Origin of the sequence: Neisseria weaveri (assembly GCF_900638685.1) — a bacterium.
Lineage (GTDB): Bacteria > Pseudomonadota > Gammaproteobacteria > Burkholderiales > Neisseriaceae > Neisseria > Neisseria weaveri.
The window spans coordinates 1,170,166-1,185,499 of sequence record NZ_LR134533.1; the positions used below are offsets into that span (position 1 = coordinate 1,170,166).

Genomic DNA, 15,334 nt, shown 5'->3' on the forward strand with positions numbered 1-15,334 from the left:
ACTCCCTTAAATCACTTTGGCTTCGTTCTTCAGTTTTTCAACCAATTCACCGACATTGGCCAATTTGATACCGGCTTGGCGGGCTTTGGGTTCGGCAACTTTCAATACACTGATACGGGGAGAAATATCCACATTTAAATCGGCTGGAGCTAATTTTTCCAACGGCTTTTTCTTCGCAGCCATAATATTCGGTAATTTCACAAAGCGCGGTTCGTTCAAACGCAGATCCGTACTGATAACCGCCGGCAATTTGAGTGCAAGCGTTTCTTCGCCACCGTCGATTTCACGGGTAACGGTTACTTCTCCGTCTCCGACTTCCACTTTTGCTGCAAATGTCGCTTGAGCGGCATTCATCAATGCAGCCAGCATTTGTGCCGTTTGATTGGCATCATCATCAATCGCTTGCTTGCCCAATAATAAAATCTGCGGTTGCTCTTTGTCGGCAACAGCTTTCAATAGTTTGGCTACGGCCAAAGGTTCGAGTTTTGTATCGGTTTCCACATGAACGGCACGGTCTGCGCCCATTGCCAAAGCCGTACGCAGCGTTTCTTCGCATTTTTTTTCACCCAAAGAAACCGCAACGATTTCGGTAACCTTACCGGCTTCTTTCAATCGTACCGCTTCTTCAACTGCAATTTCATCAAATGGATTCATCGACATTTTGACATTACCGATATCCACATCCGAACCGTCGGCCTTTACCCGGACTTTTACGTTGTAATCCACCACGCGTTTGACAGCAACCAATGCTTTCATGGGTTCTCCTTAAACCGGACAAAAATCCGGGATAAAAAATTCAACTTTTCTGCAATACAGGTTTTATAAAAACAAACGACCAAATAATCTCGAACCGTGCTGCTTTTATAAAACCTGCCTGTTTTTCAGACGGCATAATACCGTTCTCAAACAAACAGCCGGTGTTTCTTTTCCATCCATATCCAAGCCCGTCCGCTTTTCAACCGTTGAAGAAACCGATTACTGCTTGGCAGAAATACATTTTTTCAAGCTCAGATAAACTTCTTCAGGCTTGGGAATTTGACCGATATTCCCCAAATTTTGCGCCCAATCCGAAGTTTGAACACCGGTTTTAACAGGGTCGGTGTCGGTATAAATCCCTATAACCGGTTTATCCAAAGCATTTGCCAAATGTAAAAGCCCAGTATCCACACCGATAATGCCTTCCGCTTTATCCAATAAATAAGCAGCCTGAAGCAGATTCATTTTTGGGCATACTTTGGCAAAAGGCAGTTTGGCAGCAATCGTTTCGGCTCTTAGCTTTTCAGTTTCATTTCCCCAAGGCAGATACACCTCAAGGCCGTCTGAATCATAAAGCTTCTGCAAACATGACAACCAATATTCAAGCGGCCATAATTTACTGTCGCGACTGGTTGCATGAAGTGCTACATAATACCGATCCGGCAAACCTTCGATTTTTGCTTCAATAGGCACATGCAAACCAAAACGGACAGGTTGATCAATCCGATAGCCGAACACCTGGGCAAACAAGGCCCGATTCCTCCATACCGCATCACGGCCTTTGGGAACGGAAAAAGTTTGATTATACGCCAAAGCAGCAAAAGCTTCACGAGCGCTGTGGAAATCCAAACCCTTAACCGGCGCATTAGAGATTTTGGCAAATACGGCACTTTTAAACAGACCTTGGCTGTCTAAAACAAAATCAAATTTTTCTCTCTGCAAGTCTTGTTTCAACCGACGCATTTCCTGCCAGGTTTCCGGTTTGGCCAACTGCTTACGCCACTGCCGCCAACGCATCACATGCACTTTTTTTACCAAAGGATGCAATCTGGCAATATCGGCAAAACCCGCTTCGCACAACCAATGCAATTCAATATCCAAACCTTGCCGTTTCAAATCTTCAACTGCCGGCAAAGTGTGGATTAAATCACCCATACTGGAAAGGCGGACGAGCAGGATTTTCATCATTCGATTCCGTTTGTTTTTAAAATTGATGTTTCACGTGAAACATTTAATTATAACTTATTGATTATTAATAAATTTATTAATTTGTTCCGCATTTTTCAAAATAAGGGCACCATGTTCGGCCATTTCTTGCCAAGCCTGTTTGATGGTTTCTTCGGCAATACCGCGACAAGCAGCTTCATTAACGATAACTTGCCAATCCCCACCTTTTAAAAGCTGTAAAACCGTTGTTTTTACACAATAATCCGTAGCCAAACCGCCTACAATCACGGTTTTTGCCGTTTTACTGTGCAGCCATTCCAGTAATCCCGTGCTCAGTTTTTCTTCGATATCGTGGTAACACGCTCCGTAAGGATGAAGCTCGGGATCCACGCCTTTCCAAACACAATAATCGTATTCGGAAACATCAGGCAAACCGTCGAGCAATTCGTAACCTTTTGTGCCGACCATAGCATGGGAAACCCATGTTACGTCAGCATTAGGCAAGCCGGTCGGTTTCAACATATCAGCAGGATTATCTACCAGCCATTTGGAAAACGGACTGTGAGCGTCTTTACTCATTACCCTCAAATCCGCCAATTTTGCTTGGGCGTTTAATTCATCCACAATCGTATCGCCGCCAGCGACCGGCAATTCGTCCGGGCACAAAGGCGTAAATGTTTTCTGCGCATCCACATCAATAGATACAATCATGTTTTCTTATCCTCAATCTGCGTAAAGCAAGAGCTTTTCATTATAGCAAACAAACCGGCCTTAGATACTTTGCAATATCTGCCGTTTGGTTTTCTATAAGTTTGCCGTCAGATTAAGGCCGTCTGAAAATTTGAATACCGCGGTCTTATATCAAAAACCGGTTTACCTGCTATACAATCTCAATTTATCCACATTTTTCAGACGGCCTTATGCAATACACTATTGAATCCATCGCTACCGTACATTCTCCTTATAAACAAAAATTCGGTATCGCCCGCCAACCCGGTTTGGTTCCTGCCGCAGAAATCTGTATAGAACTGCATTCCGATTTCCATATCGATTGCGTCAGAGGTTTGGAAAATTTCGAATATGTTTGGATAAGTTTTATTTTTCATGGAGTGCTGGGTGAAGGATGGTCGCCTTTGGTTCGTCCTCCCCGCTTGGGCGGTAAACAGAAAATGGGGGTATTTGCCACCAGAAGTCCGCACCGGCCTAATCATATCGGTTTGTCTTTATTGAAGTTGGAACGGATTGAAAACGGAAAAAATATCCGTTTGTATTGCAGCGGTGCCGATTTATTGGACGGTACGCCGGTCATCGACATTAAACCTTATATTCCTTTCGTTGAAGCCAAACCGAAAGCAGCCAGCGGATTTATCAACGGTAAACCCGATGAATTAAATGTTATCTGGCAACCGCAATGTGCAATAAACCGATTGTCTGAGAAAGAACAGACCCTTATTTTGCAAAGTATTGCTCAAGATCCCAGACCGGCGTATCAAAATATTCCCGAACGAGTTTACGTTATGGATATTCTACAATACGAAGTGAAATTTCAAATTCGAGACAATACTGCCGAAATTATTGATGTTATTCAAAAAACCAATTAAGAAATAAAATGTTTGTTCATTTAAAGTGTTGATGGATTTATGAGGCCGTCTGAAAATTTCAGACGGCCTTTGTTATTAGGTTTTTTATATAAATGGGTATTTTTAAAAAATACAGTTGTTTTTATTCTTAAATAAAAATTAAAAATAAACAGATGAATAAGATGAACAGCATATTTTAATGTGGATAACTTATTTTTTTAAATAAAAACATAAGTTTAAAAACCAAAAAAACCTAGGGATAAGTTGACGGTTCATTTGGGAAAAAACGGTATAAAAATCTTTGCAATCTGTTTTGGTGTGGATAACATTATTTTATCCACCTTTAAAACGACAGTTTTCAGACGGCCTTTGACTGTTTAATAACCTTATAAGTAAATACTATGAAAAAGATTAGATAACTCCTATATTTTTATCGTATTATCCTTGCAATATCATCAACAAAGGACTTGCCATGCTGCAAAGAACATTAGCCAAATCCATCAGCGTAACCGGAGTTGGCCTTCATTCCGGCGAACGCGTTGCCCTTACCCTGCACCCTGCGCCTGAAAACAGCGGCATTACTTTCAGAAGAACCGATTTATCTGGCGATCAGGCAGAAAAAATCGCCTTAACGCCTTATCTGATTAACGACACCCGTTTGTCTTCAACAATAGTTACCGATAACGGCGTCAGAGTCGGCACCATCGAACATATCATGTCCGCATTGGCCGCTTATGGTGTGGATAACGCATTAATCGAGTTGAATGCACCGGAAATTCCGATTATGGACGGCTCAAGTCTGCCGTTTATTTATCTGCTGCAAGATGCCGGAATCGTCGATCAAACCGCACGCAAGCGTTTTTTGAAAATTTTAAAGCAAGTGGAAGTGAAAGAACCCGGAAAATGGGTTCGTTTCAATCCCTACAACGGTTTTAAAGTAACGCTGACCATCGAATTCGACCACCCGGTTTTCAACCGCAGCAGCCCGACTTTTGAAATCGATTTCGCCGGAAAATCCTATGTAGACGAAATCGCACGCGCCCGTACTTTCGGCTTTATGCAGGAAGTCGAGCTGATGCGTTCCCATAATTTGGGTTTGGGCGGTAATTTGAACAATGCCATTGTGATTGACGACACCGATGTTTTAAATCCGGAAGGTTTGCGTTATCCCGATGAATTTGTCCGCCATAAAATTTTGGATGCGATCGGCGATTTATATATTGTCGGCCACCCGATTATCGGCGCGTTTGAGGGCTACAAATCCGGTCATGCCATCAACAATGCTTTGTTGAGAGCCATTTTAGCCGACGAAACTGCTTATGAGTGGGTGGAATTCCAAGATGAATCCGATCTGCCGCCGGCATTTCACAGTTTGTCGCAAGCAGCTTGAGTAAACTTAATGCGAGGCCGTCTGAATTTCAGACGGCCTTTTTTATACACATCAATCTTAAAACAACTATGTTTAAACCATGTTGATAAAATAGTTTACTGATTGAAAAATAGGAAGAAAAAATCAAATGCTTAAAGTTTAACCATATAAAAATACACGGATTCTGTTTATTCCGCTCTGAACGGATTGTGGAAAAATATCTTAAGATTTTATTTAATTTGAAGTTTTTTACATATGATTAAAATATAGTCAATAAGGAAAGCTGTAAACATCCTCTCAAATAAACAAGCAAACAGCTTTATATTGCGACTGTTCTGTATAGATTAAAAACCGTGCTGCTGAAAGCATGCTACATAACTGTTTTGTTTTACTTCATTCCGCAAAGGATAAATGCCCGTTCAAACTGTGTACGGCAATGTTTTTATCCACAGAAAAATTTCAAACCATAAAATTATCCACAATAACAAACATAGACCAAGCCGTATTGTCCCGATACTTTTATACCGTTTATCTAAATGAAAAATATAATAAAAATACAGTTATCAACAGATAAATTCCTCACTCTACATCAAAATCTTTTTATTATTTAATATTTATTTAATTAGTTATTTCATGCTTAAGGCCGTCTGAAATTTTTTTACAAAAATATCAAATAATCCAGATATTAGAGATTGTTTAATAACAGGCAATCAGTTAAAGTACCGACCATATAATTTCACATACTTAAGGAAACCTGATGAAAGGCAACATCGGTGTGATCGGTTTGGCCGTAATGGGTCAAAACCTGATTCTCAATATGAATGACAAAGGGTTTAAAGTTGTCGCATTTAACCGTACTACTTCCAAAGTCGATGATTTTTTAAACGGTGCTGCAAAAAATACCGATATTATCGGTGCTTATTCTTTGCAAGATTTGGTAGATAAACTGGAAAAACCAAGAAAAATCATGATGATGGTTCGTGCCGGCTCGGTAGTTGACGATTTTATCGCCCAATTGCTCCCCTTATTGGACGAGGGAGACATCATTATTGACGGTGGCAATGCCAATTATCCCGATTCAACCAGACGTACCCGTGAGCTCGCCGAAAAAGGCATCCGTTTTATCGGTGCAGGTGTGTCCGGTGGCGAAGAAGGTGCAAGAAACGGCCCTTCTATTATGCCCGGCGGCAACGAATCGGCCTGGCCCGAAGTTAAAGAAATTCTGCAAGCCATTTCGGCAAAAACACCGGAAGGCGAGTCCTGTTGCAATTGGGTCGGGCGCGACGGTGCCGGACATTTTGTGAAAATGGTTCACAACGGCATCGAATACGGCGATATGCAGCTGATTTGCGAAGCTTACCAATTTATGAAAGACGGTTTGGGGCTGACTTATCCACAAATGCATGAAATTTTCAGCGCTTGGAACCAAACCGAGTTGGATTCTTACTTAATTCAAATTACTGCCGATATTTTGGGTTACAAAGATGAAAACGGCGAACCGTTGGTGGAGAAAATTCTGGATACCGCAGGCCAAAAAGGTACCGGAAAATGGACAGGTATCAATGCTTTGGATTTAGGTATTCCTTTAACGTTGATTTCCGAATCCGTTTTTGCCCGTTGCGTTTCCGCTTTCAAAGATCAGCGCGTCGAAGCCGCCCGTTTGTTTGGTAAAACCGTTACCCCTATTGAAGGCGATAAATCAGAATGGGTGGAAGCCTTGCGTGAAGCATTATTGGCTTCAAAAATTATTTCTTATGCACAAGGTTTTATGCTGATCCGTGAAGCCAGTGAAACCAATAACTGGGATTTGAATTACGGCAATACCGCTTTATTGTGGCGTGAAGGCTGTATTATCCGCAGCGCATTCTTGGGCAACATCCGTGATGCTTACGAAAACAATCCGGATTTGATTTTCTTGGGTTCGGATGCCTATTTCAAAGCCATTTTGGAAAAATGTCTGTCTGCTTGGCGTAAAGTAGTGGCTAAATCGGTTGAAGCAGGCATTCCGATGCCTTGCATGGCTTCTGCGATTACTTTCTTGGACGGTTATACTACCGAGCGTTTGCCTGCCAATCTGTTGCAGGCCCAACGTGATTACTTCGGTGCGCATACTTACGAACGGTATCGACAGACCGCGCGGTGAATTTTTCCACACCAATTGGACCGGTAAAGGCGGCGATACCGCTTCTACTACTTACGATATTTGATTTTATCCGCTTGTTGGTTGGCAAAAGGCCGTCTGAATTTTCAGACGGCCTTTTTCATTTGAGTTATACACAAATAGGATAATTGATTTAATGGGAGATTATTTGCGTGGATAATTATAACTTTTTGAAAATAATAAATTAAATTTATTCCAATCAAGGCAGGTAATTAAAAATTTATTTTGCCCACATCTTTATCCACAAAGTTGTTCACACCACGTTTTTCGGATTACCGCCGACAAAGCTGTGGATATTGTCTGAAAGAATATCAAACAGGCGGTTGTGTGCTTCGGTGCTTGCCCATGCGATGTGCGGCGTAACAATCAAATTCGGCAAACGGGATTTAAGCAACGGATTGCCGTTTCGGGGCGGCTCTTCCGTTAACACGTCTACACCGGCTCCGCCCAATTGGCCGTATTTCAAAGCGGCGATTAATGCATGTTCGTTTACCAAGCCGCCGCGTCCGCAATTAATCAGAATGGCACCGGGTTTCATTTGCTGTAATTCTTTTTCGCTAATCATATCGGCCGTCTGTTCGGTTAGCGGATAATGCAGCGAGACTACATCTGCACTGCTTATCGCTTCATTAAATGCCGTGTAGCCTTCCCGAATTGCGGAAGCATGTTTGTGTTCGCCGAAAATTACCTTCATTCCGAAAGCCTGTGCATAAGTTGCCAAAGTCGTTCCGATATTGCCGCGTCCGAAAATGGCCAAGGTTTTGCCTTTCAAATCGCGTATCGGGGCACCGAAATGGCAGAAGTGCGGTGAATTTTGCCAGATTTCCGCAGCAATATCGCGCTGATAGGCCGGCAGGTTGCGCATTAGCGCGATCATCATCATGAAAGCGTGTTCGGCAACGGATTCATTGCCGTAAGCGCGAATATTGCAAACGGTAACCTTGGCGGCTTTCGCGGCTTCCAAATCGATATTGTTGGTGCCGGTTGCTGCAACGGCAATCAGTTTCAGTTGCGGATTGTCGGCGATGTGTTGGCGGTTAATCACGACTTTATTGGTGATGACGATGTGTGCGTCTTTAATTCTCGCTGCCGTTTCATCAGCCGCAGTTTGGCCGTATTCGGTCAAAGTGTGTGGAAAATCAAAGTGAAACGGGCGTTTCGGCAGCGTGTCGCCGTCCAATACGACAATATTCAGTTTCATAAGTATCCTTTGCTATCAAATATTTTGATTTAATAAATTTTTTCTAAATGTGGATAGTTGTAATTAACTTTCATTTTAACTTGATAATAATTATTATTTTTGCAATTAATTTTCATACAGTTTTTTCAGACGGCCTTTGCCGTCAGTCGGAGAAGTTTATGTTAAAAACCATTACCTTTGCCATTCTGCATTTCGGCGTTGCGTTTACGGTGGCCTATGTGTTGACCGGCAGCATCGGTATTTCGAGTGCGGTGGCTTTGATCGAGCCGATTGTGAATACGGTGGTTTTTTATTTTCATGAAAAAGCCTGGAAGCGTTATGAAGATAAAAAAGGCATCAAAATCACTACGCAAAGCAAGATTCCTTTGCATCAGTGTATCGGCAACTAAAGCCTGTTCCGGCCGGTTGTGTTTTAAAAAAAACGGCCGTTGTGTGATAATCCTGCCGTATTTTTAATCTTTTGCAAAGGGCAGAACGATGGGTTTGATTATTGAAGATATTGTAACCGGCCACGGTAAAGAAGCGGAAAAAGGTAAGGAAATCACCGTTCATTACACCGGTTGGTTGGAAGACGGTACCAAATTCGATTCGAGTTTGGACCGACGCCAGCCGTTGACCATTACTTTGGGTGTCGGCCAGGTTATTCAAGGCTGGGACGAAGGTTTCGGCGGGATGAAGGAAGGCGGTAAGCGTAAGCTGACGATTCCTTCTGAAATGGGTTACGGCGAGCGCGGTGCGGGCGGTGTGATTCCGCCGAATGCGACTTTGATTTTCGAAGTGGAACTGTTGAAAGTTTACGAATAAGTTATCCCCGATAAACTTGTAAAAAAAGTATTTAAATTTCAGTTTGTTGGTGTTTAAATTCACAAGATTTACAAAGTTATCCCTATATTTATCCACAAGGCCGTCTGAATTTCTTTATTTTTCAGACGGCCTTTTCTATTTTTCCGTCAATGAATTTAAGTTTTTTTATAACCGGTAAATTCTGTTTCGGGTTTTACGGTTGTGTATCTATGCAGTTGACCGGCTGCAGGCTTGGCAGGGCTTCGGTTATAATGCTGCTTTTAATCGATTAAACCGTTCGGTTTATCCACAAGAAAAAGGTTTTGAGTATGAGTTTTCCGGCTTGTCCGCAATGCGGTTCCGAATTTACTTATCACGACGGTATGCAGTTGGTTTGTCCCGAATGCGCCCATGAATGGCAGGAAGGCGAGGCGGCTGTCGAAGAAACGGCGGTGGTTAAAGATGCCAACGGCACGCCTCTGGCCGACGGTGATACGGTGGTGTTGATTAAAGATTTGAAGGTCAAAGGCAGCTCGCTGGTGATTAAACAGGGAACGAAAGTAAAAGGCATCCGCTTGCAGGAAGGCGATCATGATATTGCCTGTAAAATCGACGGCAGCGCGATGAATTTGAAATCTGAATTTGTGAAAAAAGCATAACGGCTGGTGTGCTTTAATTAAAAAAACGGCGGAATCAATCCGCCGTTTTTTTATGTTTTGCAGTTAACCGATATTTGTTTGTCTTAAGCGGTTTGCAGACCGGTTACGGGCTTGGGGTTGCCGGTATTGTGCAAAGTTTGATAGCTGGGTTTGAGCTGGCGGGCAATCAGGCTGAGTTGCTGCCACAATATTGCGTTTTGTCTGCATTCGCCGATTTCGTTTTTTAATGTGGCAAGTTTGTTTTCCAGCTCGGAAAAGGCCGTCTGAAAAGTGTCGGGCGTATGGGTTTGGATATGCTCCAAAATGTCGGCGGTTTGTTCGGCTGCTTCGTAAAAGCTGTGGATAAATCCGCTGTCGCTATGTGGTTCCATTTGGTTGCGGTAGGCGCCGAGCGCGGAAATATAGCCGATCAGGGCATAGTTGATTTTCAACAGGCTGAGGCCGTCTTGAAGTTTGTTGCCGTATTTTTTCGGTTCGCTGCTCATGTCGGACAGTGTGCTGCTTAAGGCTACGGCTCTTTCGTGTGTTTGGCGGCGTACGCTGCGGTAGACAACGTCGTCTGTGCTGCCGTATTGAAGCTGGCGGATAATCTGGCGCAGGTATTTGCCGTTGTGGCTGACGGCACGGCCTGCGGTTCGGTTGAGGGTCAGGTATTGCCAATCCGGCCACAGGTAGGAAACGGCTGCCCAGGCAATGGCCGAGCCGATAACGGTATCGACAATGCGCGGCAAAGTGGCGGCATAGACATCGAATCCGGCCAGAGAGAAGCTGGTTAGGGCTTGGACGGTAATGAAAAATGTGGAAAAGCTGTATTTGTTGGTTCGGAAAAAGAAAAACAGCGTGGTCGAAGCAATAATTATCCACAGCTTGGTTTCTACTGAAGGCGTGAAATACGGTACGAGCGAGCCGACAATCACGCCCAAAATGGTGCCGGCGATACGTTGGTTTACGCGGCTTTTGGTGGCCGAATAGTTGGGCTGGCAGACAAACAGCGCGGTCAGCAGAATCCAGTAGCCGAGATGGAGGTGCAGCAGTTCGACGATGACGCAGGACACAAATACCACGATGGCCAAGCGTACGGCATGGCGGAAAACGGCGGATTCGAGGTTGAATTGGTTGACCAAAACGCGCCAGGCATTTTTCAGGCTGCCGTTTTCGAGAGCGGCAATCCGGGTTTGTTCGGAATGTTCTTCCAAGGCATGATTGGCAGTATTTTCCAGATTGCTGAATTGGTGGTCGATGCTGAACAGGTTTTCAAGCAGGCGCTGGAGGGCGTGGGCTTCGGTGTTGTTGCCGTGGGTTTGGATATAGATTTTCAATGATTGGCGGCAGCCGTTGATGGCGCGTTCCAGACGCCGGCTGTATCGGTAAGGCCGGCTGATACGCAGGCTTTCGGCGATATCGCGGCAGGCTTGGCCCTGCAGTTCCATGAGGCGGTGGATGCGGAAAATCAGGTCGGTATTTTTCAATTTTTCCGCCAGTTCCCGGTAATCGACGTGTGCCGAACTGATGCGCTCGTGAATGTCCTGCGCGGTAAAGTAGTAATGCAGCATACGGGTGGTACGCGGATGGCGGTGTTGGCCGCGCATGCGGTAAAACAGTGCGCTGCGGCATTGGTTGAAAACCGAAATCACGCCGGTGTTTTTCATGGCCAGATCGATTTGCCGGTTTTCCAGCCAGTCGGCTTCATCGGGGTCGAAAAAAGCGGCTTTGGCATCGAAATAATCGCCTAAAGCGGCATAGGCGTCGGCCATGTTTTCCTGAACCGGCCGGTGCGGAAAAATCATGTGCATGATGAGCGTGGTGGTGCTGTACAGCAGTGTGCCGCATAAAATCATCAGCGGATTGGTAAACCAGGCGTTGTCGGGCGTATGGGTGAGCGAAGTATAGGTGGCGACGGCCAGCGTGCCGAAAGCGATGGTGCGGTAGCGCGTGCCGACCGCGCCCGAAAACGTGAACACAAACGTCATCAGGGTCATGGCCAAAACAAACCAAATGCCCTGCCCCAATGTGCTTTGTGCGGCCAAAGAAGCGGTGGAAAAAGCGATGACGGTAACCACGATATTTTTCAGACGGCCTGTGAGACGGTTGTCCAAATCGACCAAGCCGCCGGCGATAATGCCTAAAACAAACGGCATGGATAATTGCGGAATGTCGAAATACCAGACCAGCGAAGCGGCGGTGAAAACGCTGAAGAAAATCGGCAGCGTGGCAATGACTTTGGGATTGATCGGCGGTGTTCTCATGGTTGTTTGCGAATGCGTTCGGGTAAATGGAAAAAGGGTTGAGGATAAATATTGCAAACCGGCTTGGTTTGTTTGGCTGTTTTCGATGGTGGGTAAAGCAAAAGGCCGTCTGAAAATTTTTGACATCATGCCGTATCGGATACCGATGACGTTATCCGCAGTATAACGCCGGTTTGCTGCCTGAAATTTTCAGACGGCCTGCGGACAAATAACCATAACGCGCCGTCTTGGCGGTAGGTTTACTGCTGTTTGACCGTTTCGGCGATTTTCTCCGCCATTTTTTGGCTGGCTCCGCGGTGTTGTTCGATAAATGCGGCGGCTTGTTCGGCATAGCGTTGGCGCAGTTCGGAATCGGCAAGCCAGTTATCCACAGTATTCCGCCATGCTTCGGCAGAAGCGGTTTGCTTTGCCGCACCGCATGCCAATGCGCTTTGACAGGCGGCAGCGAAGTTGTAGGTGGAAAAGCCGAATAGTGTCGGAATGCCGCAAGCAATCGGTTCGATGATGTTTTGGCAGCCGGTATCGACCAAGCTGCCGCCGACAAATGCGATATCGGCAGCCAGATAATAGCCGAACAATTCGCCCATGCTGTCGCCTATCCAAACCTGCGTATCCGGTGCAACGGCCTGATTATCGCTGCGTTTCTGTGTTTTAAAGCCCAATCTTTCCGCTGTTTCAAAGGCCGTCTGAAAACGTTCGGGATGGCGCGGAACGATTACCAACAAAGCATCGCCCGCTTGTCCTTTCCATGCTTTCAGCAGCAGCTCGGCTTCGTCCGTGCCTTTATATTCGCGCGTGCTGGCGCAGACGACAACGGGGCGTTTACCGATATATTGCTTGAACATTTTGGCGGTTTCATACATTTCGGCAGGTGGTGAGATGTCGTATTTGGTGTTGCCGCATACATGAATGTTGGACGCGCCGATTAAATGCAGCCGTTCCGCATCGGCGGCGGTTTGCGCATAACAGCCGCTCAGTTTCTGCATGGCCGGAGCCACAAGGCTGTGGATTTTCAAATAGCCGTTTTGTGATTTTTCCGATAAACGTGCGTTGGCCAAAAACAGCGGAACCTGATGTTTTCCGCAGGCTTCCATTAAGTTCGGCCAAATTTCCGTTTCCATCAGAATGCCGAATTGCGGGCGGTGCTCGCTGAGAAACTGCGCTACCCATTCGGGATGGTCGTAAGGCAGATAGCGGCATTGTGCATCGGGATACAGCGATTCCGCCGTTGCCCGTCCTGTCGGCGTCATTTGCGTCAGCAGCAGCGGCGCGTCGGGAAAATCGGCGCGTAAGGCGTGTATCAAGGGCTGTGCGGCACGGGTTTCGCCGACGGAAACGGCGTGTATCCAAATCGGCTGCCGTACCGCGTTGGGGAAAGGTTCGCCGAAACGTTCGCCCCAATGCTCCAGATAAGCAGGATTTTTTCGGGCGCGTTTGCGTAAATAACGGCGGATTAGCGGCGGTGCAATGCGCCAAAGTCGGGTATAGAGCCAGCGGAGAATCATAAAGTGGGTTGCTTGGAAGAATTGTGCTTATTTTACAGCAAATAAACTGAAGTTTTGCGGCGGTGTTTGGGCTTGGGTCAGGGTTTTATCCGAATAGGCCGTCTGAAAATTCAGACGGCCTTTTAGATTAAGCCAAGTCTGTGTTTATATATTGCCGGTGTAAGAAAGGCCGTCTGAATTTTCAGACGGCCTTTTCATCATTGCCGATAAGTTTTATTCGGGACGCATTTGCGGGAACAAAATCACGTCGCGGATAGACGGCGCGTCGGTGAGCAGCATCACCAAGCGGTCCAAGCCGATGCCGCTGCCGCCGGTGGGGGGCAGGCCGTATTCCATGGCGCGGATGTAGTCGGCATCGTAGTGCATGGCTTCGTCGTCGCCGGCATCTTTCTGCGCCACTTGCGCTTTAAAGCGGGCGGCTTGATCTTCGGGGTCGTTTAACTCCGAATAGCCGTTGGCCAACTCGCGGCCGACGATAAACAGCTCGAAGCGGTCGGTCAGGCCGGGTTTGGTGTCGGATGCGCGCGCCAGCGGCGACACTTCCACCGGATAGTCGATGATAAACGTCGGGTTCCACAGTTTGCTTTCTGCACAGCCTTCAAACAAGGCCAGTTGCAGGCTGCCGATACCGGGCGACGGCGGGATTTTTTCGCCGTGTTTCACGATTTCTTTTTTCAGCCATTCGGCATCGTTCAACTGCTCATCGGTATATTGCGGGTTGTATTTTTTGATGGCTTCGAGAATGGTCAAACGCTCGAACGGGCTTTCCAAATCCACTTCTTTGCCGTTGTAGCTCACTTTGGCGGTGCCGCACACTTCTTTGGCAGCATGGCGGATCACGCCTTCGGTCATTTCCATCATGCGCTCGTAAGTGCAAAACGCTTCGTAGAATTCCATCATGGTGAATTCTGGGTTGTGGCGGGTGCTCATGCCTTCGTTGCGGAAGCTGCGGTTGATTTCAAACACGCGCTCCAAACCGCCTACGACCAAGCGTTTCAGATAAAGTTCGGGGGCGATGCGCAGGTAAAGCGGCATGTCGAGTGCGTTGTGGTGGGTAACGAAGGGCTTGGCCGTGGCACCGCCGGGAATCGGGTGCATCATCGGGGTTTCCACTTCGAGATAACGTTCGTTAACCATGTAGTTGCGCACGGCTTGGATGATTTTGCTGCGTTTGATAAAGGTGTCGCGCGAATCTTGGTTGGTAATCAGATCGGCGTAACGCTGGCGGTATTTCTGCTCTTGGTCGGTCAGGCCTTTGTGTTTGTCGGGCAGCGGGCGCAGTGATTTGGTGAGCAGATGCAGCTTGGATGCGCGCACGGTCAACTCGCCGTGATTGGTTTTGAACAGCGTGCCTTCCACGCCGATGATGTCGCCCAAATCCCAATGTTTGAAGGCGTTGTGCACGTCTTCGCCCACGCCTTGGTTGTTTACATACACCTGAATCTGGCCGCTCACGTCTTGGATGGTGGCGAAGCTGGCTTTACCCATGGCGCGTTGCAGCATCATGCGGCCGGCCACTTTAACGGGGATTTCCTGCGGGTCGAGTTCGGCTTTTTCCAGCGAACCGTATTGCGCCTGCAAATCGCCTGCGAAAGCATCGCGCTTGTATTGGTTGGGGAAGGCGGTGCCGTGTTTGCGCAGTTCGTTTAATTTTTCGCGGCGCAGCGCGATGATTTGGTTTTCGTCGAGTTGTACGTCTTGTACGTCGGCTTGTGGATTATTTTGTTCGCTCATGGGAATTTCCGGAAAAATAAGACAGGCCGTATGAAAAGGCGGCCTGATTTAGTTAAATATTTTTCGGCATTTTACGCGGTTTCGCCGTTTTTTTCTATGTTTCGGCTGATTTTGCCGGGCAGCAAAAAGCCGCGGCAGGGAGACGGCTGCCACGGCTTTGGGGAGGACGGCGT

General features: G+C 46.5%; 12 protein-coding genes and 1 pseudogene. 6 read left to right on the plus strand and 7 right to left on the minus strand.

What is annotated here, in order from left to right:
• Positions 1-6: 6 nt before the first annotated feature.
• The 3 genes from EL309_RS05740 to EL309_RS05750 all read right to left on the minus strand — a co-directional run bounded on the left by EL309_RS05740 (position 7) and on the right by EL309_RS05750 (position 2,634).
• Positions 7-756, minus strand: coding sequence for an electron transfer flavoprotein subunit beta/FixA family protein (locus tag EL309_RS05740; protein WP_004284478.1), 750 nt, complete (start codon positions 754-756; stop codon positions 7-9).
• A gap of 219 nt (positions 757-975) precedes the next feature.
• Positions 976-1,941, minus strand: coding sequence for a lipopolysaccharide heptosyltransferase I (gene waaC / locus EL309_RS05745; protein WP_040669927.1), 966 nt, complete (start codon positions 1,939-1,941; stop codon positions 976-978).
• A gap of 57 nt (positions 1,942-1,998) precedes the next feature.
• Positions 1,999-2,634 (minus strand): nicotinamidase, encoded by a 636-nt coding sequence (locus tag EL309_RS05750; protein ID WP_004284481.1) that lies wholly within the window; start codon positions 2,632-2,634, stop codon positions 1,999-2,001.
• 209 nt (positions 2,635-2,843) lie between these two features.
• Here EL309_RS05750 and tsaA point away from each other — a divergent pair, with 209 nt between their 5' ends.
• The 3 genes and pseudogenes from tsaA (at position 2,844) to gnd (ending at position 7,079) form a co-directional block, all read left to right on the plus strand.
• Complete coding sequence (gene tsaA / locus EL309_RS05755; protein ID WP_004284482.1) at positions 2,844-3,524, plus strand: tRNA (N6-threonylcarbamoyladenosine(37)-N6)-methyltransferase TrmO; 681 nt, start codon at positions 2,844-2,846, stop codon at positions 3,522-3,524.
• A gap of 451 nt (positions 3,525-3,975) precedes the next feature.
• Positions 3,976-4,893, plus strand: coding sequence for a UDP-3-O-acyl-N-acetylglucosamine deacetylase (gene lpxC / locus EL309_RS05760; RefSeq protein ID WP_004284485.1), 918 nt, complete (start codon positions 3,976-3,978; stop codon positions 4,891-4,893).
• Positions 4,894-5,629: 736 nt separating this feature from the next.
• A pseudogene (gene gnd, locus EL309_RS05765) lies at positions 5,630-7,079 on the plus strand (decarboxylating NADP(+)-dependent phosphogluconate dehydrogenase).
• A 207-nt stretch (positions 7,080-7,286) separates the two neighbouring features.
• Here the strand turns inward: gnd and EL309_RS05770 are convergent.
• A complete protein-coding gene (locus EL309_RS05770) occupies positions 7,287-8,234 on the minus strand; it encodes a D-2-hydroxyacid dehydrogenase (RefSeq protein ID WP_004284487.1) in 948 nt (315 codons plus the stop codon).
• A gap of 158 nt (positions 8,235-8,392) precedes the next feature.
• Here EL309_RS05770 and EL309_RS05775 point away from each other — a divergent pair, with 158 nt between their 5' ends.
• From EL309_RS05775 to EL309_RS05785, 3 genes are all read left to right on the plus strand, one after another.
• Entirely contained in the window at positions 8,393-8,623 is a 231-nt protein-coding gene (locus tag EL309_RS05775; RefSeq protein ID WP_004285629.1) for a DUF2061 domain-containing protein, read from the plus strand.
• A gap of 88 nt (positions 8,624-8,711) precedes the next feature.
• Complete coding sequence (locus EL309_RS05780) at positions 8,712-9,038, plus strand: FKBP-type peptidyl-prolyl cis-trans isomerase (RefSeq protein WP_004284489.1); 327 nt, start codon at positions 8,712-8,714, stop codon at positions 9,036-9,038.
• Positions 9,039-9,346: 308 nt separating this feature from the next.
• Positions 9,347-9,676, plus strand: a complete 330-nt coding sequence (locus EL309_RS05785) for a zinc ribbon domain-containing protein YjdM (protein ID WP_004284491.1) — start codon at positions 9,347-9,349, stop codon at positions 9,674-9,676.
• An 83-nt stretch (positions 9,677-9,759) separates the two neighbouring features.
• Here the strand turns inward: EL309_RS05785 and yccS are convergent, their stop codons facing one another.
• From yccS to lysS, 3 genes are all read right to left on the minus strand, one after another.
• On the minus strand, positions 9,760-11,922 hold the full coding sequence (gene yccS / locus EL309_RS05790) for a YccS family putative transporter (protein ID WP_126382119.1): 2,163 nt from the start codon (positions 11,920-11,922) through the stop codon (positions 9,760-9,762).
• A 239-nt stretch (positions 11,923-12,161) separates the two neighbouring features.
• Positions 12,162-13,427, minus strand: a complete 1,266-nt coding sequence (gene waaA / locus EL309_RS05795; RefSeq protein WP_004284494.1) for a lipid IV(A) 3-deoxy-D-manno-octulosonic acid transferase — start codon at positions 13,425-13,427, stop codon at positions 12,162-12,164.
• A gap of 213 nt (positions 13,428-13,640) precedes the next feature.
• Positions 13,641-15,161 (minus strand): lysine--tRNA ligase, encoded by a 1,521-nt coding sequence (lysS, locus tag EL309_RS05800; protein ID WP_004284496.1) that lies wholly within the window; start codon positions 15,159-15,161, stop codon positions 13,641-13,643.
• Positions 15,162-15,334: the final 173 nt, after the last annotated feature.